Source organism: Sphingomonas faeni, from assembly GCF_024273235.1.
Taxonomy (GTDB): Bacteria; Pseudomonadota; Alphaproteobacteria; order Sphingomonadales; family Sphingomonadaceae; genus Sphingomonas; species Sphingomonas faeni_A.
This window is the reverse complement of the sequence record NZ_JANBVH010000008.1, coordinates 127927-146231: the sequence shown is the minus strand read 5'-3', so window position 1 is coordinate 146231 and position 18305 is coordinate 127927. Positions and strand designations below refer to the sequence as shown.

Genomic DNA, 18305 nt, shown 5'->3' with positions numbered 1-18305 from the left:
GGTTGCCATGACGGTCATCCGCCGACGCCGGCCGCCTTCCGGTCGCTCGATGAGGACTTCCTGCCGGTTCTTGGACATGTCGATGGCTACCAGCACGGCGCCAGCAGGCGTAGGGGTAAGCTTGGTCATGGTCGGTCGGCCTCCAAAGTGTTGTCTCGACAACTTCACTTTAGACACCCGCTGGCCGGCCATGGCTTGCCCTGATGAACCCTGCGGCCGCTACGCGGCCTTGTCTCCATCAGGGCCATAGCGGCTCCGAACCGGCGCTTCCCAATGTGCTACGGCACCGAGCTGACCAGTCATGCCGTTCTCGCCTGGTGTCAGGACACTGGGGTCGAGTGGCACTACATCGCCCCGGGGAAGCCGCAGCAGAATGGCTTCGTGGAACCGTTCAATGGTCGCTTGCGCGACGAGTGTCTGAACGAACACCTGTTCCCCTCGCTGGCTGCGGCGAGACGGATCATCGAGGCATGGCGGACGGACTACAACACCGTGCGTCCGCACAGCAGTCTTGGCGGGATGGCACCCGCCGAGTTTACGAACCGCCCACGCCAGGGGCATATGGACACCGAAGCTAAGTTATCAGCGGCCTGAAAACGGGGAGCAGGTCAGCCGGTGCGCTCGGAAAAGCTGGTCTGTTGCCAAGCGCAAAGCGATGATCGACGTGACCATGCGCTGCCGCTGGTCAGCCAAGCGCAGCAGCTCGATATCCGCCGCGGCAGCATCTACTATCTCCCGCGGCCTGTATCGCCGGTCGACCTGTTGATCAGGCAGCAGATCGACGAGCTTCATCTGCTTTGACCGTTCGCCGGCAGCCGGATGCTGCGCGATCTGCTCTGGCAGGAAGCGTGGTCATCGGGCGACGGCATGTCACGACGCTGATGAAGCAAATGGGGCTCGAGGTGATCTACCGCCGTCCGAACACGTCGAAACCAGCGACGGGGCACAAGATCTATCCGTACTTGCTGCGCAAGCTGGCAGTGACCCGGCCGAACCAAGTCTGGGCGACGGATATCACGTACATCCCAATGGCTCGCGGCTTTGTCTATCTGGTCGCTATTGTCGATTGGTTCACCCGGCGGATGCTGGCCTAGCGGGTGTCGATTTCGATGGATGTCGCGTTCTGCATCGAAGCGTTAGAAGAGGCGCTGGCACGGTACGGCAAGCCTTCCATTTTCAATACGGATCAGGGCTCACAATTCACCGGTGCGGCCTTCACCGCCGTCCTGCACCGCGAAGAGATCGCCATAAGCATGAATGGAAAGGGTTGCTGGCGCGACAACGTGTTCGTTGAGCGCCTCTGGCGCTCGGTGAAAGACGAGGGGATGTACCTCAACGCCTACGCCTCGGTTCCAGCAGCCCGCGCTGGGATAGGCCGATATTTTGCGTTTTATAACAGCGTCCGGGCACATTCAGCCCTTGGTGCCAGAACGCCGGACCAGGTTTACTTCGACGAGCCGCTTCTCGCAGCGGCATGACCAACAAGCACCGATTTATTTACCCAAACCGCGAGCCTGCTTAGACAACCGAGGCCACCTCTGGAGTTAGGGCGTCCAACAAAATTGGGTACGGTCAAAGGAGTGTCACAGAGGGCGATGAGATGCGGTTTTAGAAACACTGATTGTGTGGTTTGCTGACTGGTATATGGTCGTCGGATGCGCCGAAAAACATTACTGCCGAGGCCCACGTGGTACAAATTTCTGTGAATGCCTGGGGTCGCGCTGTTGCTGCGCTAACTTTAGCCACCGCAACAGCGAGCACACACGCAAGACCCCCGGTCGTGTTCGGACAGACTTGGGAGCCTAACACCGCGCTCAGCGATGAATTTGACGGTTCGGAGTTAAATCAACAGAAGTGGCGGAATCGCCATGCCTGGTTCATGGGCAAAGCACCCGGCTTGTTTAAACCCGATAATGTCGTCGTAACTAACGGAAACTTAGAGTTGCGGACAACTCCTTTGGACGAGCGATTTAGGTCTCGCTGGATGGCTTCTCCTTCTATCAGTAGCCTACGCCCAATTGCGGGCCTAGGATACTATGAAGCTCGTATCAAGGCCGCCCCAAGTTCATTAGACTCGGCGTTCTTCCTCCAGATTAAAAGCGGGCAAGAGATAGATATATCCGAAAACTACGGACTATCAGTAAACCACCCAGATATGCAATATCAGGCGCGGTCGAACACACATTGGCAAAACAAACGGCACACGCATCTAATCGGTACGATAATCAGTCCGAACACGAATTGGCATGTGTACGGGGCTTGGTACAAGTCTCCCAAAGAGGTTCAAATTTATGTTGATGGCCGCTACGTCGGGAGTCATAATCTTCAAGGCGACTTTACAAAGTCAATGTATATGATTTTTGACGTTGAGCCGTCCAAAGAGCAAGGCATTCCTGACGTGGCAGCATTGCTTGCAAATCCACGGGCTTATGTAATGCAGGTCGATTGGGTTCGATCCTGGGTATTGGCAAAGAAGCGCTAATGTTTAGAAATTGGCTATCTTGGGCAACTTTCTGTTTGCTTTTTGCTTCTTCCTACAAATACGATGTAGATATTTTTGCCGCATCGGAGTTTATGAAAGGCTTTCAGCAGCCCGAATATATTTTGATAATAAAGAAGTTTGCACCATATGCACTGATTGTTCTGCCATTTTTTTTGATCGCAATGGTCGCGAAAAACGGGCGACTTTCGTACCCTTTCCGACGCGGCTCTTTAATTCTTGGCCTTCTTCTTATTTTTGAGTGCCTTAGGCTTATACCTAGCGATCTTCAATATGCGGTACAGCTCGCCTCCGCTGGCGTAGTAGTGACAGTTTTCATACTGATCGGAAGCTATGTCTCTGGCTCTCGCAATCCGGCAGATATACCGAGCGAGATCTGTCGAGGTGTCGGCGCTTTCGGCATCTTACACGTGGCGCTCAATCTTTCTATTATAGCTACTGGCATGGGCTTCCATCATGGGCGCTTCCTAGGGACTACCATTCAACCTAATTTTATCGGTGTACAGATGGGCTTGCTTGCTTTGTTCCTTATGGGAACCCAATACCGGCGCTGGTATTTTAATGGTTTACGTCTGGCTGCCCTGCTTGGTGCGCTAGCAATGTTATTAATGTCAGGATCAAGAACAGGTCTAATTGTTTTCGTTGTATCCTCAGCCGGAACTTTATTCCTCCGCGGAATTAAGCCTATCTATGTGTTGGCCGCGACAATAGTTTTTGCAATAGCTATAAATTCGTACTTCGCATTCAGCTTAGATGCCGAAGGATTCAACCAGTACGACCGGAATAATGTTAACACACGAGCAGAATCTTGGTCTTATCTATTCTCGCTGATTGACACAAATGTGTTCTTGGGAACAGGCCGTTTGCCGAACTTTAGCGAAAACTCGTATCTTCGGGGATGGTCTGCCGTTGGGATTATCTATCCACTTTTGCTTGGCGTCTTCATCGTTTACACGATTTACAACTTTATTCGCATCAAGTTGCAAGGGTCCCCGGTTCCAGAGCATGCCGTACTTTGTGGGGCGCTGATCGGGATGCTCTTTGGCGCCATCTTTGAGGGTTTTCTGTTCGACTCCTTCACCTTCTCTCTTTACGCATTCGTGCTCTGCGCTCTTGGTACTGAGGCTGGAATTAGCGGGATGTGGAAATCTCGAGCGATCGCGGGCATGGGTGTCCGGTCGACGGGCGAGGTTGTCCGCTTCTAATTTGTGCAATAGTCACGGGGTTAGGCTGCGGAAGCGTCTGCATCTGGCCTAGCCCACGACCGGTTTCATCCTGCGGGGATTGCTCCCATCAGCACGTACATCGCGGGCAGTATGTCCACCGCCTGATCGGCAGTGTACTTATTCACCTTATTCAGATTCCCTGGACCATCTGTCTCGATCGTGCGGGTGTGACATCGGGACTTGCTTAGTCATTTTTGAGCGTACGCCCAGAGCCAAGTGGTAAGCGCGAATGTGATCTTCGGCGCAGCGCAAATCGCCAGCGCGCTCTTCGGCGCGGGCTCGACATAAAGCGCCACGCCGCATGATGTTAGGGTCGCTCCACATCCGCTCGATACCGCGCGCGAATGCGGCAGCATCGTTGACGTCGCATAGTGCGCCGACCGAGTCATCAACCAGATCAGGAATACTGCCAACATTGGAGGCGACGACGGGAATGCTGCAGGCCAATGCCTCGGCCGTCACGAGCGACACGCCTTCAGAAATAGACGGTAAGATAAAAACGTCAAATGCATTCATAATAACTTGCGCCTCATCGGACTGATCAATAATGGACACAGTCTTATCAAGCTTCAGCCGAGTGATCTCATTGAGCACGCGCTTGGTGTAATAGGCGTTGTTGGTTTCTACTTTGGAGCCAGTGATGGCGAACTTGATAGGCCTAGCGCGCAGCATATCTGCGACCGTCACGATGTATTCATGACGCTTCTGCCAGCCGCGATTACCCAGGGTGCCGACTACGAAGTCATCATCTGCGAAGCCCATTGCCGCGCGAGCCCGGCTGCGTAGGGCAGGATCGGCACGAAACCGGGCGAGATCGATCGGTGCGGCAAAGGGCACCATCGGTACCTTGCAACCTGACAGGCCGCCATGGCGTGTAATCATACCTTCGCCCGAGGTCATGACCACTGCTGCTAGACGCTTAACTAGGTTGCCGATTACGATCCGCAAAGGTGTGGGGGCGAGCGTCGAATGAAGTTGCCAGACGATCGGCTTACCTTCGCACCAAGCGGCCAGCACGGGCTGGAAATTGAGTAGTCCAGCGACTTCAATGATATCGATCTCATGGTCGCGAATATGATGACGCAATGCAACGACGTCGGCGCGGAACCGCATGAGATACCGCAAATTGATCAAGGGATTGAGCGTCTTGCGCGGGCGCCCAGGGCGCCACTCAAGCAAATTTGCGCCTGCTGCGGTCAACCGGTTGCGCATCCTGTCGTCGGCAATCGGCAGGGCCAACCAGCGTGTCACGCCAAATTCAATATAATGGGGTGTGGTTCGCTCGACCACGACGTGCAGGCCACCCCAAAAGGGTGCCGCGATGCAGGATAGCACTTTTATGGTGGCGCGGTCTTCAGCGGGAAGCGGGGCGATCATGCTGCCGTCCCGCGCACGGAATAGAACCGGCGCCAGATTGTCAGGCTCATCGCGATGAACAGGCAACAGATGCCCACCGCAGCACCTGTGGCCGCCCCAGCGGTGCCAAAGCGGGGCGTAGCTATCAATAGCACGACGGCCGTCACGCTTAATGCGGTCCAAGCATAGCGCGAATAGATCGACGGCGATGCGGCGGCAGTCAGCGCGGCTCCGAGCGTGCCCTGCATTGCCAGCGCGAAATGCGCGACAGCAAGGATGCGCAGCGTAGCCGCACCGGAAACGAAGCGCGGGCCAAAGACGGCCATGACATAAGGGGCAAAGAGCTGGATCCCAATGAATAGCGGTCCCGCCATCAGTAGTGAAATAATCAGCCCGTGCTGTATTTCCGAGCGGACCCCCTTGGCATCACCTGCAGCATTCGCTTTAGCGATCGCAGGTAGCGCAACTGGCACTACAAAGCGCTGGCAAAGCGAGATCAGCGGCGCGACGCGGTTGGCCACGCCATACACCCCGGCGGCATCAAGTGAACCGAGTAAGCCGACTGCCAACGTGTCGATGCGCTCGAACGAAAAACCGGCGACGAAATTGCTCATCATCCATAGCGAGGTTTTGAGCCACTTGCCGTGATACCTGCGCATATCGCGCCGGCGGTGCCAGATTCCAGCCAGCGCATTGCGCCAGATCACTGCCCAAAACAATGTTTCAATTATGAACAGGGTGATCGCCGCGATCGCCACGAAGTGAATGCGAGCAAGGGGCAATATCGCTAGCAGCGCGCAGAGTAGCAATGTCCAATAAATGTCACGCGGGGCGAAGGAGAGATGTATCAAGCCGAGTGCTCGAGCAACATATTCGCGCACCGTACTCATCGCCATGGGCACGAGGAGCATGCCGGTTCCGCCGAGCACTGAAAGCGCCGAGTTCGAACCGATCCAGCCACGCGCAACATAGCTAACAGCGAGAAACAAGGCCGAAACACTGACCGAGAGCGACATTGTGAGCACCACGGTAAAACGCACGAAACCGATGACGACCGCCGGCCGATTTCGGCTGATCCCATCGGCCACCACCAATTGCGCGGCCGGCCCAGTACCTCCGGTCAATGCTATTCCGAGGATCTGGCTGGTTGCTAACGCAACCATGAACAAGCCAAATTCAGTAGAAGGAACAAGCCGACCAGCCACTATCACCAGCACGAGAAACGAGAGCCGGCCGGCCGCAACAAACACGCTGGCTCCGCCGAATTTGCGAATCAATTGGATGATGATCGGACTGACTCTCACGGGAGTAATCGTCACAGGCTGTCGAGAAAGGCAGCGATCAGTGGAAGCGTCGCTATGACCGGCGTTCCGATGCGGTCATGCGGCACCGCCAGATCGGCTGCCCCGTCGAGCACTTTGCGCTGGTAGGCTAGCCAGAAGGTCGGCGTACCAATTTTTTGGGCAAGCGTCGCAGCGTGGAATCTCATGGCGATCACCCCGCGCACCCGAGCCAATTCACCCGCCATCTCGGCGGGACTGCCATTAAACGGAACCACCGTCAGATCGCGCACTCCGACGGCGTGCAACCGGCGCTGCCAAGATTCGCTAACGCCCACGTCACTGTCGGCCGATCCGACACAGATGATTAGCAGGCGGACCGGTTCGCCGGTGCGCGCCTGGAATGTGGCGATCAGATCGGCAAGGTCATCATAGAATGCGGCGGCCGTAATCGGATCGGTTGTCGAGATTAGGTTGGTAGAGACCACAGACAGTGCAAGGCCTCGGCGCACATCCGCACGGAGGCCATCAAGCCCACTGTCATGCGCGAGATCCCGCACTTGCGTGAAACGGTCGGCAAATCCGAGCATAATCGCATCAGTGACCGAACGATCATCACGGAGGCCGATCGTGGTTGCTGAGCCAAGCGCAATCCGTGCGGTGTAACGAGTAAGCGGACGGCGCAGCGGCCCTAGCCCGATCGCGGCAAGATGGACCCGTCTCCCGGCCAGCCGCGCGACGCGGAGCAAGGCGGCCACTGCGATCAGGTTCTTGCGGTATGAGGTATGGCGATCATCTGGATAGCCGTCATGGAACACAGTGCCGCCACACAGCACGAAATCAGTTGCCCATATAAGGCCCTTGAGAAAAGAAGCGGGTTTCTTCGCAAAGGCACGTTCGACTCGGCTAGCCAGATGCAGCGGTACGGTTCCGTTGGGGGTGATGATCGCCACCCGGTCGCTTGGCCGAACTTCGCGGTTAAGGAATCCAAGCAGCATTAGCTCGTCACCGAAATTGCGGCCACCAAAATAACCATGGATCAGGATGCGGCGCAAGACGATCTCCAAAACTGATGCGGCACAGCGACAAATGACGCCGCTTTGGCAGATTGCTTACTGACGCTACGCATGCGGAGGAAAGCAACTACGGTACATGATACGACATAGGACACTCAGCCAAGTTCAGCAACGCGGAAATTAACCATTAGCTTACGCATTTGACGTCAGGTTCGGTAAAGTAAGTAATAATTAAGAGATAACGGTCAGCCGTACCACAGACGAGACTCCTCAGGTCAATGATACCGGCGTTTACACTATGACGAATATTGACCATCTCTCACTAAAATAATGGTGAGGTGGGCTAAGGCAGGCATAGATACAGTAAAAATTATAGAACAAATCGCAGTTATGCTCCATTCTCCAGATAAATAATCTGACTGGTCAAATAACTTTCCCTCGTGGTCCTCATCGATGACGGTGGCACTGCTTTGTCTATTGCGGAGTAAAATTATTCTTCAAGCTTGGATAATGGTAGGCAGGTGCGAACATTCCTCAATGCCCGACAACAAAGACGCATTTGCCCGAGGGCTCAAACGTTATCGCTCCTCCGGGACGCCGCCCGCCCCCCAGAGCTCCCACGGAGGGGGCCTGGCGGGAGGGGAGCGAAAATGATCACGCGATCAAGCAGCGTTGCGGCGGACTTGCCACTCGATCCATTCGTAGGTCTTTTCTAGACCGGCGCGCAGCGTCTGCGACGGCGACCAGTTGAGGCGTTCGGCGATTAGGCTATTGTCAGAGTTGCGCCCGCGCACCCCTGTCGGCCCAGCAATGTGGTTCTTCTCGATCTTCTTGCCGGCAATGTCAGCAACGATGTCAACCAGCTGGTTAATCGTTACCATCTCTTCTGAACCGATGTTGACCGGTCCTTCGAAATCCGATCGGGCGAGGCGTAGCGTACCCTCAACGCACTCGTCGACATAGAGGAACGAGCGGGTCTGCAGGCCATCACCCCAAATTTCTATTGCATCGCCGGTCTTCGCCATAGCGACCTTACGGCAGACAGCAGCTGGCGCTTTTTCCTTGCCGCCGGTCCAAGTACCCTCTGGGCCGAAGATATTGTGGTAGCGAGCTACTCGGTTGTTCAAGCCGTAGTTACGATTGTAGGCCAGAAATAGCCGCTCAGAAAACAGTTTTTCCCAGCCATATTCACTATCAGGCGCAGCCGGATAAGCTGAATCTTCTCTGCAATTTGGGTTCTCCGGATCTTCTTGATTATACGCAGGGTACATACAGGCAGAAGAGGAATAGAACGTTCTTTTAATATTACGCTTATGTGTGATATCGGCAACGTTTAGGTTAATGGTCGCAGAATTGTGCATGATGTCTGCATCGTGCTCTCCAGTAAATATATATCCCGCCCCACCCATGTCGGCTGCAAGTTGATAAACTTCATCGAAGCCACGGTCTATCACAGATCGGCAGAAGTCTTGCTCACGTAAGTCGCCCACCACGAAATCGTCCGCATGCGTTTCAGCATATTCATGAAACTTAAGGTCGACGCCGCGTACCCAAAAATTTTCTTCCTTAAGGCGCTTGACCAGATGTCCACCAATAAAACCGCCTGCTCCAAGAACGAGTGCCGTCTTCATTTAGAATCTCCTGAGGCAATATAAATAGAAGAAAGGATATCGAGGAAGCGAGAACCTATAGCTTCAATGTCAAAGGCATGATTAGCATATTTTCTCCCGTTGTCTCCCATAACCTGGCGCAGCGCGGGATCCGCCGCAAGTTCCTGGGCTTTGTTAATCAGCTCAAGTTCTTGGCCTGGAGGGGAGGCAAATCCTGCTTGATTATTCTTAATAAGCCTGGCGGCAAGATTATTTAGCGGAACCGACGCAAGAACGGGTCTGCCAATCCCAAGATATGTTAGAACCTTTGACGGAACAGAGTAGATACCTGCATCAGGCTCTATGATAGCAACAAGGATATCAGCGCCAGACAGCATCTTGGGTAAATCTGCAAATGAAACCCAAGGATGTATCGATAAGTTTCTTAGACCCTCAGAGCGGGACTCAACTCTAAGCTTATCGGCAACCTCGCCCTCCGAAAAAACGTGGATGTGAGCAGTGGGGAGTTGCCACGCTAATTCCTTAAGAAGCGCAGGATTATGCTTATATCCGAGTGTACCAGAGTACACTATACGTATCGCGTCGCCGGGCATGTGCGACTGCGCCCACTCGTTTTCTCGTGGATGACGTGGAAGTTCGTCGAGAGGCGCCCAATTTTCTATCACGCTCATAGCGTCCGTTCGAACACCTTGAGCACTAAGTATGGGGAGAAAGTCGGGGGTTATGGCGACCACATAATCGCTGTTTTTCAAGATACGAAATTCAAGATACTTATACCAAGCCGCAATCAAATGGCCCGCAATTGGAAACTTAGAGGGAATGACTCTACCAATAGCCTCGCTATATATATCTTGAAGCCAAAAGACGAACTTTGCACCTTGCAATCTCGCCGCTTCGAAAAGAATCCTTTGAGTATCCAGGGGCGCGTTGCTGGAGACAACTATGTCAGGTTTGAAATCTGCGCAGAGCTTTGCTAACTCATGCCCAATTTCAATCTCCTGGCTACGCCGCCTGAAAAAAGAGTTCTTTACGAACGGTTTGCTATTTCGCACCGGCTGAATAGCAAATCCTACCGGATCATCTTCCGCTACAACCAGGTTGCCTTTAGGTGTCTGGAAGCCGGCAGAGTACGTGTGCAGAATTTCGTGGCCTTTACGCGCAAGCTCTCGGGAGAGTTGCACCTGGAAGGGGTGGCCTGAATAATCGGAGATGAGCACGCGCATTCAGTTAGAGCCCTTGATCAACCACGGAAACCATAGAAGCACTGCCGCATCTCGGTAGCCTCGAGTGTTTAGTGATTAATACGATGGTTTCAAGCTCTTGCTGCACTTGCGAACACGGTTTTTGCCCTCTGAGCGTTTAGCATGAGGTTCGTTCGCAGCTGACCTAGGAAGCTAGCATCGCTTGATGTAGAAACCTCTTGGCACCTGATATTTAAGCAGCTGAGAAAATCCAGTATGTTACGTCTTCAAAATCCCCCCAGCTGGAGAAGAGGAATTGGGGTATGGACTGCTCCTGGCGGGCAAGAGCATGGTCGGTGGTCACACTCCCTAGTAAAGCTACGCATGTTCCTTACGGCATCTCGGCTACCTTGCGGATACGACAGCGGCGTGACGGTGATGTCTGCAATCAGCGTGTAGTTGCCGGACTGTCCGACGACCACAGCTTCGAAACCGAAAAAGTCCGGCTGCGCAACGCTGCACCCGTCGTGGAACGTAATCTGTCGACTTGCAAGTCGGCGGACGATGGCTGCGGCTGGCACCGGCACGTAGCCATTGTGACCCTTCCGAGTGGCATTGCCGCACCAACCGCTTCCGCCAATGCATCTAGATCCATCTGTGCACCTTTCGCGCTAGGCCACGTGGACAAAGGGCAGCCACAGCGTAACTGATGCGAGCGCGACGAAGCCGAGATATGACTCTGCTGTCTTGTCATAACGCGTTGCGACACGGCGCCAGTTCTTGAGCTTGCTGAACAAACGCTCGACGAGATTGCGCCAACGGTATTCTCGCGATCATGCGGTATCGGTATGCGGCGGTTACTTTTGGTTGGAATGATCGCCTCGACATCCGCCCTGGCGAGTTCCTGGCGGATGGCATCAGCGTCATAGCCCTTATCGACAAGCAGGGCCTCGATCCGGTCAGCCAGCATCCCGAACAAGGGCCCGAAGCCCTTCACGTCGTGGGCCTAGCCCGGCGTCAGGACGAAACATAGCGGTCGCCCCTGACCATCACAGCGGGCGTGCAGCCCTTCGACAAGCTCAGGAGAGCCTTGGTTGTGAAGCCGCCTCGCGAACGGCCGAGCCCTTCGAATTCTTGATCCCTTTTTTTAGCCCGACGGCGCAGTGGTGCGCCCGGACTACGGTGCTGTCGATCATGTCGGCGCTGACATCCCGCTCGACGACAGCGGCTAGGGTCTCCAGCATGGCTTCGAACACGCCCGTCACGACCCAGCGACGATACCGCCGGAACACGCTGTTCCACTTGCCATATTCATCCGGCAAATGCCGCCATTGCGCGCCTGTCCGCGCCATCCACACCATGCCTTCGAAATAGGGCCGGTTGTCTCCCGCGGGCCGGCAGCCACGTCCTCGCTCCGACGGCAGCAGGGGCCCGATCAGAGCCCACTCATCATCCGAAATCCCAATCCGCTCGCCCAACGCCGCCTCCAAAAGACAGCCTTGCATCAACCGATCAGACGCGCGTCAACCTTTGTCCACATGGCCTAGTAATCGATAACCCGCCGGAGGACCAACGGGTGTTGCGCAGTCGACGGCGACCCAGCCGTCATGACGCCGTTCCTTGAGGGGGGCGCCGTTTCGCGTAGCAGCAAACCGTGTATCTTTATAATTCGGTATAGGCGTTTCGGATTGGGGCTTGGCATCCGGTTTTTTTAGCCTTCTGGCGCAGCAAGGCAGCAAGGCAGCAAGGCAGCAAGGCAGCAAGGCAGCAAGGCATCAACACGGCATTAGGCATAGTTGGCAGATCGGGGATGAGCGCGCGGATGTTGGCGAGCAATACTACATTTCCTTCGCGGGATCGGGCGCTGGGCGATGGCTTAATGCCAACAGCTACGGGTGCTTGATGTCGACCGCCTCTGCGACCATGCTCCATCCGCGGCAGCTAGGTGGAGCACAATAGCAGTTTCCTTGAGACTGCGGCTTTGAACGCCGCCTCCCGAAGCAGCTCGTTGGTCGCCGAACCGTCGATGTATTTCGCGCACCTGTATCTCGAGCGCACGACAATCGAACATGGGCACCAATTTCTTACCAAATGCCGCGGCGATCAGTGCGCCCGCGCCATCAGATATGATTACTACCGATGCCGTGTCGCTGGCCAACGAGCGACACCCGCAGCGGGGTCAGTCAACAGCTCAGACCCGCCGCGAATCGGCTGGCAAAGAGCAGCGCAGCCATCGTACCAAGAATACAGGTTTTCCGTACATTTTCCGTACGGGCAAATGGAGGTCGAACTAAGTCTTTGAAAATATGGTGCACCCGACTGGATTCGAACCAGTGGCCTCTGCCTTCGGAGGGCATAGGCCAATTATCACCAAGTTCGGGAGAATTGTGCTCGGAGTCCGGGATCTCTGGGGTGTTGTGGAGATAGCGTTCGTTGGCGATCACGCGGCAACGACGTGCGGCGTCATCCTTGGCGCAGGACGGCGACAATTATTTGAACGATGCGGTCATTGATCTCGGCGGACTGGGAAGGGGTGAAGAGCTGCGTCATGTCGCTCGCCCTATGTGGCTTGGGTCGCGTCAAGAAAGCCAGATATTAGGCTAACATGGGCCTGTTTTCCAAGGACATCGTGACGTTCGACGACCTGTTTTTACACCAGCTGCAGGACGTTTATTACGCCGAGAATCAGATCACCAAGGCGTTGCCGAAGATGGTCGACAAGACGACCGTCTCGGCACTCAAACAGGGCTTCGAGATGCATCTGCGAGAGGCCGAGGGTCAGATCGCGCGCCTCAAACGGATCTTAGATCTGCTCGTCGAGAAGGCGAAGGCCGTGACCTGCCCGGCGATTGACGGGATCATCAAGGAAGCCAACGAAATCGCGGACAAGGTGGTTCTCGATGCGGGGCTAATCGCCTCGGCACAGGCCGTCGAGCATTACGAGATCGCGCGCTACGGCACGTTGATCGCATGGGCGAACCAGGTCGGCCGTACCGACATTGCAGCGATCCTAAAAGAGACGCTCGACGAGGAATATGCGACCGACGACAAGCTGACCGCCATGGCGACATCCAGCGTGAACGCCAAGGCGGACGCGGTCACGGCGTGAGCCTTGATGTCGGGGGGCAGCGGGCCCCCGGCTGATTTGGATCGCGTAGCTTCGCAACGACCCCCGGGTGGGAATTGAGGCTTATCCTCCTTCCAAACTCGGGCGGTTTGCCAGCGGTGCGGAAAGTGGAGCGTAGCAGCCTGCATCCCTGCATCGGGGCTATGAGATCAATTCAGTACGCGCCCTCTCAGGATCGTTTCGACCAACGGATCCCCCGCGCGGGCCGGCTCTGCTCGGATCGCTGCCTCTTCCCGACCGATAGCACGCCATAGACCCTGCGAAGCCTGATCGGTGACAGCGCGCTGGATTGCGGGAATATCGATCCCGGTCGCCGCGCCGAGAACCGGTCCCAGGATCGACCCGCTCCCAAACTGGTGAAGCGCGTCTCCAATTTCTGGGAACATCGCGTCGATGATCCGATCGCCGATCGCTTGCTGGAGGTAGGACGTAGCCGCCGTCGGTCCGCCACGTGCAATTCCCAAGGCATTTGAGAACGTCAGCGACCGGATCGAGGCATAGATCAGCGGAGCGGCGCGGTCCGCTGCATCGCCCGCGGCGCGGTTCACCACCATCATCAGTTCGCGCTGGATCGGCGCCGACCGGAAAAAGGCGCCTAGGACGGCGGTCGAACGTTCGCTAATACCGGGCGGCAAGGCAATACGAGCCACGGGATCGTTTAGATATCCAGTGTCTGTGGCGAGCCGGGCCAGCGCGCGCTGACTGGACAGGCCGAGGAGCCGCCGCAGACCCTCCGCCAAATCCCCACCCGGACCGGTCGTGGCGCACCCCGGCAAGACAAATAGCGGTGCCAGCAATGCCGCCCCAAGCAAGAGGGATCTGCGGGACGGTTCGAACATGCATCATACCTTTCGTCGTAAAGCGCCAATTGTTGTTGGTCTGAGCCGTGATAACGCGGGCTGAACAACCACCGATGTTGGATGTGATAGGCGAAGGGCTTCAGGACTAGCGCCTTGGGCAGTCCCAATGTCTCGTCAAAATCATACGGGCCGTGGATGCCAAACCTCTCCGCAATAGTTGCGCAAACCGAGATCGAATCAACGGTCGCACGGGTTCTCAAAGCAAGGCACGGTGTCCCATTAGGCACAGGTTCGAAGCCAAAATAAGGACCGAATTTTGAGTGGGCCACGCGGGGGCCACGGATCTGGCGGTGGGCCGAAGTTCGAGCAATTCTGCGGCCTACAGCACTAAATGTGAGTCCTGTAAGCGCACCACCTTAAGCCACTGAAATATATAGACCTTATAGGCATTCTGTCGCCTGGAGCTCCGGTGAATCCGGGTTTTGGCATTGCGGCGGCATCGCAAGCCTACGCTTCGGTACCGAAAGCCGGATGCGGTATCGATTGGCAGCGCATGGCGGTCACGCCCGCTGAAGGACGACCTTCCCTTACGAGGTCTCCCGCGCGTTCTCATCGAACACCCGTGCAAGGTATAGATTCGCGAGCGCGTAGTGGCTCGAGCACGCGTTCGGGTCCTCCGTTGCAGCGGCCATTTCGAGCTCCATCTCGGCGCGACGCTCGTAATAGCGGCGGTCCTCGTCAGTCACCATGATCCTCGTCCTGCGCAGCTGGGGCCGCGTCTGTATATCGTCTGCGCGAGCGCTTTAGGCCGCGTCCTAGGCTCGGGACCGAGCCGTCGCAAGTATATTTGTTCGCCTAATGTTCTTTGGAGGTGCTCAGCTGGTCGGGCGCGGGCCTTCTTGCAATGGGCCCGCGTCAGACCCTGGATCAGGTCCGGGTCGCCCTGCACGGGCTGGCATCGCGATCACGGCTTCACGGATCGCCTCGCGCCACGGCGGGTGCGGGCTCAGCCGTCGGGCGCGGTCGTCACGTGCAGGTTGGCCAGCGTTTCGTCGAACGGGATCTGGCACGACAGCCGGGAGGTGGGGGTGCGGGTGTCCAGGCCGTCGAGAAGGGCGTCCTCCTCGTCCGTGATCGGCGGCAGCGACGCGGCCTGCGCCGGATCGACGACGACATGACATGTGGCGCAGGACAGGCAGCCGCCGCACAAGGCGAGCAGCTCGTCGACCCCGCCGTCGCGGATGACTTCCATCACCGAGACGCCGGGGGTGGCCGACAGCGTCCGCGTGGCGCCGTCGCGGGTCGTTACGATGATGCTTGTCATGGCCAGCGTGGTCGTGACGGGCGTGGTGGTGGCGAGAGTGGTGGTGGCGAGAGTGGTCATGCCATGTCCTGGAGCAAGCGTACGAACCCGACCGGCGCAACGCCGGCGGGGCAGGGGGATGATCGATCAATGCGGGCAGTGCCGACGCGCGGTTGCCGGATCACGTCGATCCGGCAACCGCGCGCGACACTCCACACTCGATCAATAATGGAAGCGGAACTCGACACCGACCCGGCGAGGCGTCAGCACGCCGCGCGAATAATAGCGTTCGACCACGTCGCTGCGCACCTGGTTGTAGGACGATATGTCGTTGCTGATCGCGGTCACCGCATATTTGTCGAAGATGTTGTCGGCGAACAGCCCGACCTCGAACGGCTTGGTGACGTAGTTGAGCGAGGCGCTGTGCGTCACATAGCCCGGGATCGCCTCGCCATTGCCGCGCAGGCCGACCCGCGAATAGATCTCGCCGCGGTAAATGGTCGCCCAGGTCGCCTCGATCTTGCGGCCGTCGCCCAGCGGGTAGCTGTAGTTGAGCTGCGCGCTGCCCGAGTTCTTGGCCGACCCCGGCAGTCGGTCGCCCTTGAAGGCATCGGAGCGGACACCCTGGCTCACCACCAGCCCGGTGACGTCCTCCGTGAGATGTGCGTCGACATAGGAATAGGTGCCGGTCAGCGCGAGGTTCGGGGTGATCCTGACCGTGCCCTGGAAGTCGAACCCTTGCGACACCGCCTCGGCACCGTTGACGGTGATCCCGATCGCGCCGTTGACCGTCTGGCTCGGCACCTGCACGCCCGACCATTTGACGTGATAGCCGTCCAGCGTGAGCAGGAGTCGCTTGTCGAACAGGCTGGCGCGGACGCCGATCTCGGCGTTGCGCGTCTTGTCCGGGCCGTAGACCAGCTCGTTGGGCAGCGCGCAGAGGACCTGACCGCCCGATGCGGCCCTTTCCAGATCCTCCGCCGTGCACGCGACGACCTGGTTGACGCCGCCGACCCGGTACCCGGTCGAGTAGGTGGCATAGGCGAGAAGGTCGCTGCTGAACTTGTACGACGTGTTCGCTTTCCAGACGAAGCCGTCCTTGCCGGTCTCTCCGGTCCGCACCCGGGCGGGGTTGATCGTGGTCGACGGGAAGGCGCCGATCCCGACGCCGATCAGCGGCAGCGCGCTTCCCCCGGCGACGGTCGCGTCATATTTGAAATAGCGAAGGCCGCCGGTCACCTGCCACTTGCTGGTCAGGTTCAGCGTGGCTTCGCCGTAGACCGCCTTCTCGACCGTCTTGCTGCGAAGCTGGGCGATATATTCCAGATTGTCGGGTCGATCGAGGCCTGCAAATTCGGAGAAGCCCGGCGTGTATTCCCGCCGGTCGGTGTTGAGTTTCAGGCGGTTGTAGAAGCCGCCAATCACCCAGCTGAGTGGGCCGCCATGGGTGGAGACGAGGCGCACTTCCTGGTTGAACTGCTTATATTTGCGTTCGTTGTTGGCGTAGGACGAGAAGGCGGGAAACGCCTCGTAGCCATAGTCCAGGTCGAGCAGCAGGTCGGTGTTGTCGTCGACGCTACTGATATGCTGCTTGGTATAGGCGGTGGTGCTCACCAGCTGGGCGATGCTGCCCAGGTTGATATTGAACTCGGCCGAGAACAGGTCGGCGGTGCGATCGACGGGCTCCAGATACCGGAACGGCGCTTCGTACTTGCCGGTACCCAGCACGCCGGCGCCATTCGCCTGGCGCCCGCCGGTCTTGGTCGTCTGGTGCGCGTAGGTCAGGTACGCTTTGATATCGGGGTTGTATTCGAGCAGCAGCTGGTTGCGCGTGGTGAAGGTGTGTTCGTAGTTCACATCCTCCTTGCGCTTGAAATTGGCCGCATAGTCGGCGGTCGTGCCGAGCGAACCGGTCGAGGTCGCCGTCGCGCGGCCCGGCTGCGGATCGGAGACGCCCGGCTGTTGCAGCAGGTAGTTGTAATCGATGAAGCCGGCATTGTCGTAATAGCCGGTCGACGTGCGGAAGGCGATGTGATCCTTGACGATCGGCACGTTGATCGCGACGTCGCCGACCCCTCCGAAATCGTCCGAATGCGACTGCGCATAGCCGCGGCCATGGACGTCGATCGAGAAGCGATCGGTTTCCGGACGATTGGGAATGTAGCGCACCGCGCCGGCCAGCGTGCCGAGCCCGTACAGCGTGCCCTGCGGCCCTTGCAGCACCTCGACCCGATTGACGTCGATCAGCTTGAAATCGAGGTAGAGGGGCACCTCGCCGAGGTACACGCCGACCGAATTGCCGGCATTGGCGCCGAACACGCTGGTATCGCCCGACGAGATGCCGCGCAGGATGATGCCACCGGTCGATCCCGGCCCGGTATCCGCCACGGTGACACCCGGGACGAAGGAGGCGAGCGAGCGGACGTCGTCGAGCCGCTGCGACTCGATCGTCTCGGCGGATACCGCACTGATATTGATCGGCGCATCCTGAAGCGTGGTCCGGCGCCGGCTTCCGGTCACGATGATCTCGGTGGGGATCTCGGTGGGGATCCCGTTGGGGTCGGACTCCGCGGTTTGCCCCGCGGTGGCCGCGGCCGGCGCCGGTGGAGCATCCTGCGCCAGCGCGGGAAGTCCAGCCACGCTCGCCAGCGCCGTCGCGCACAATAAACCCGCGCGCGAGAATCGTCCTGCCATCTAAGCCCCCTTGGTACGTAAAACGCTATCGCCTCTCCATGTTCTTCCTGACGACGTCGGCGCCTCGTCCGGGGCCAATCGCTTATGGGCAGAGTGTGGATATTATCGGCGGACCAACATGGGGCGTTTGACGTAAGCCGGTCGCGCATCCGGAGCGGTGGCGGCAACGATCTACGTCAAACGGCGCATGCCGCGCGCGGGCGCGGAGCGGT

At 57.6% G+C, this 18305-nt stretch carries 15 protein-coding genes and 3 pseudogenes; 7 read left to right on the top strand and 11 right to left on the bottom strand.

Annotated elements, in window-relative coordinates; all coding sequences use genetic code 11:
• A pseudogene (locus NLI89_RS06410) lies at positions 1–129 on the bottom strand (IS110 family transposase); the annotation flags it as partial.
• A gap of 153 nt (positions 130–282) precedes the next feature.
• Between NLI89_RS06410 and NLI89_RS06405 the strand changes: the two are divergent.
• From NLI89_RS06405 to NLI89_RS06390, 4 genes and pseudogenes are all read left to right on the top strand, one after another.
• Positions 283–594 (top strand): annotated as a pseudogene (locus tag NLI89_RS06405) (integrase core domain-containing protein); the annotation flags it as partial.
• 46 nt (positions 595–640) lie between these two features.
• A pseudogene (locus tag NLI89_RS06400) lies at positions 641–1478 on the top strand (IS3 family transposase); the annotation flags it as partial.
• Between the two features lie 152 nt (positions 1479–1630).
• Positions 1631–2482 carry a hypothetical protein gene (locus NLI89_RS06395; RefSeq protein WP_254686257.1) on the top strand — a complete coding sequence of 284 codons (852 nt, stop codon included), beginning with the start codon at positions 1631–1633 and terminating at the stop codon, positions 2480–2482.
• Entirely contained in the window at positions 2446–3705 is a 1260-nt protein-coding gene (locus NLI89_RS06390; RefSeq protein ID WP_254686256.1) for an O-antigen ligase family protein, read from the top strand. The genes NLI89_RS06395 and NLI89_RS06390 overlap by 37 nt, the downstream gene beginning before the upstream one ends.
• 147 nt (positions 3706–3852) lie before the next feature.
• On the opposite strand, the gene NLI89_RS06385 is transcribed toward NLI89_RS06390, so the two are convergent.
• The 5 genes from NLI89_RS06385 to NLI89_RS06365 form a co-directional block, all read right to left on the bottom strand.
• Positions 3853–5103, bottom strand: a complete 1251-nt coding sequence (locus tag NLI89_RS06385) for a glycosyltransferase (RefSeq protein ID WP_254686255.1) — start codon at positions 5101–5103, stop codon at positions 3853–3855.
• The gene (locus NLI89_RS06380) at positions 5100–6401 is read right to left on the bottom strand and encodes a lipopolysaccharide biosynthesis protein (protein WP_254686254.1); all 1302 of its coding nucleotides are present in this window, start codon (positions 6399–6401) and stop codon (positions 5100–5102) included. Before NLI89_RS06380 ends, NLI89_RS06385 begins: the two co-directional genes overlap by 4 nt.
• On the bottom strand, positions 6398–7417 hold the full coding sequence (locus tag NLI89_RS06375) for a polysaccharide pyruvyl transferase family protein (RefSeq protein ID WP_254686253.1): 1020 nt from the start codon (positions 7415–7417) through the stop codon (positions 6398–6400). The genes NLI89_RS06380 and NLI89_RS06375 overlap by 4 nt, the downstream gene beginning before the upstream one ends.
• 623 nt (positions 7418–8040) lie before the next feature.
• On the bottom strand, positions 8041–9009 hold the full coding sequence (locus NLI89_RS06370) for an NAD-dependent epimerase/dehydratase family protein (RefSeq protein ID WP_254686252.1): 969 nt from the start codon (positions 9007–9009) through the stop codon (positions 8041–8043).
• Entirely contained in the window at positions 9006–10205 is a 1200-nt protein-coding gene (locus NLI89_RS06365) for a glycosyltransferase family 4 protein (RefSeq protein ID WP_254686251.1), read from the bottom strand. The genes NLI89_RS06370 and NLI89_RS06365 overlap by 4 nt, the downstream gene beginning before the upstream one ends.
• 799 nt (positions 10206–11004) lie before the next feature.
• Here NLI89_RS06365 and NLI89_RS06355 point away from each other — a divergent pair.
• Complete coding sequence (locus tag NLI89_RS06355; protein WP_254686250.1) at positions 11005–11202, top strand: hypothetical protein; 198 nt, start codon at positions 11005–11007, stop codon at positions 11200–11202.
• A gap of 46 nt (positions 11203–11248) precedes the next feature.
• Here the strand turns inward: NLI89_RS06355 and NLI89_RS06350 are convergent, their stop codons facing one another.
• Complete coding sequence (locus NLI89_RS06350) at positions 11249–11647, bottom strand: IS5 family transposase (protein ID WP_254686249.1); 399 nt, start codon at positions 11645–11647, stop codon at positions 11249–11251.
• A 591-nt stretch (positions 11648–12238) separates the two neighbouring features.
• Between NLI89_RS06350 and NLI89_RS06345 the strand changes: the two genes are divergently transcribed.
• Both NLI89_RS06345 and NLI89_RS06340 read left to right on the top strand, forming a co-directional pair.
• On the top strand, positions 12239–12463 hold the full coding sequence (locus NLI89_RS06345; protein ID WP_254686248.1) for a hypothetical protein: 225 nt from the start codon (positions 12239–12241) through the stop codon (positions 12461–12463).
• Positions 12464–12774: 311 nt separating this feature from the next.
• Complete coding sequence (locus NLI89_RS06340) at positions 12775–13278, top strand: YciE/YciF ferroxidase family protein (RefSeq protein ID WP_254686247.1); 504 nt, start codon at positions 12775–12777, stop codon at positions 13276–13278.
• Positions 13279–13445: 167 nt separating this feature from the next.
• Here NLI89_RS06340 and NLI89_RS06335 read toward each other — a convergent pair whose 3' ends face one another.
• The 4 genes from NLI89_RS06335 to NLI89_RS06320 form a co-directional block, all read right to left on the bottom strand.
• Positions 13446–14135 (bottom strand): DUF4197 domain-containing protein, encoded by a 690-nt coding sequence (locus NLI89_RS06335; protein ID WP_254686246.1) that lies wholly within the window; start codon positions 14133–14135, stop codon positions 13446–13448.
• 548 nt (positions 14136–14683) lie between these two features.
• Positions 14684–14845 carry a hypothetical protein gene (locus NLI89_RS06330; protein ID WP_254686245.1) on the bottom strand — a complete coding sequence of 54 codons (162 nt, stop codon included), beginning with the start codon at positions 14843–14845 and terminating at the stop codon, positions 14684–14686.
• Between the two features lie 257 nt (positions 14846–15102).
• Positions 15103–15420, bottom strand: a complete 318-nt coding sequence (locus NLI89_RS06325) for a 2Fe-2S iron-sulfur cluster-binding protein (protein WP_254686266.1) — start codon at positions 15418–15420, stop codon at positions 15103–15105.
• Between the two features lie 201 nt (positions 15421–15621).
• Complete coding sequence (locus NLI89_RS06320) at positions 15622–18093, bottom strand: TonB-dependent receptor (protein ID WP_254686244.1); 2472 nt, start codon at positions 18091–18093, stop codon at positions 15622–15624.
• Between the last annotated feature and the right edge of the window lie 212 nt (positions 18094–18305).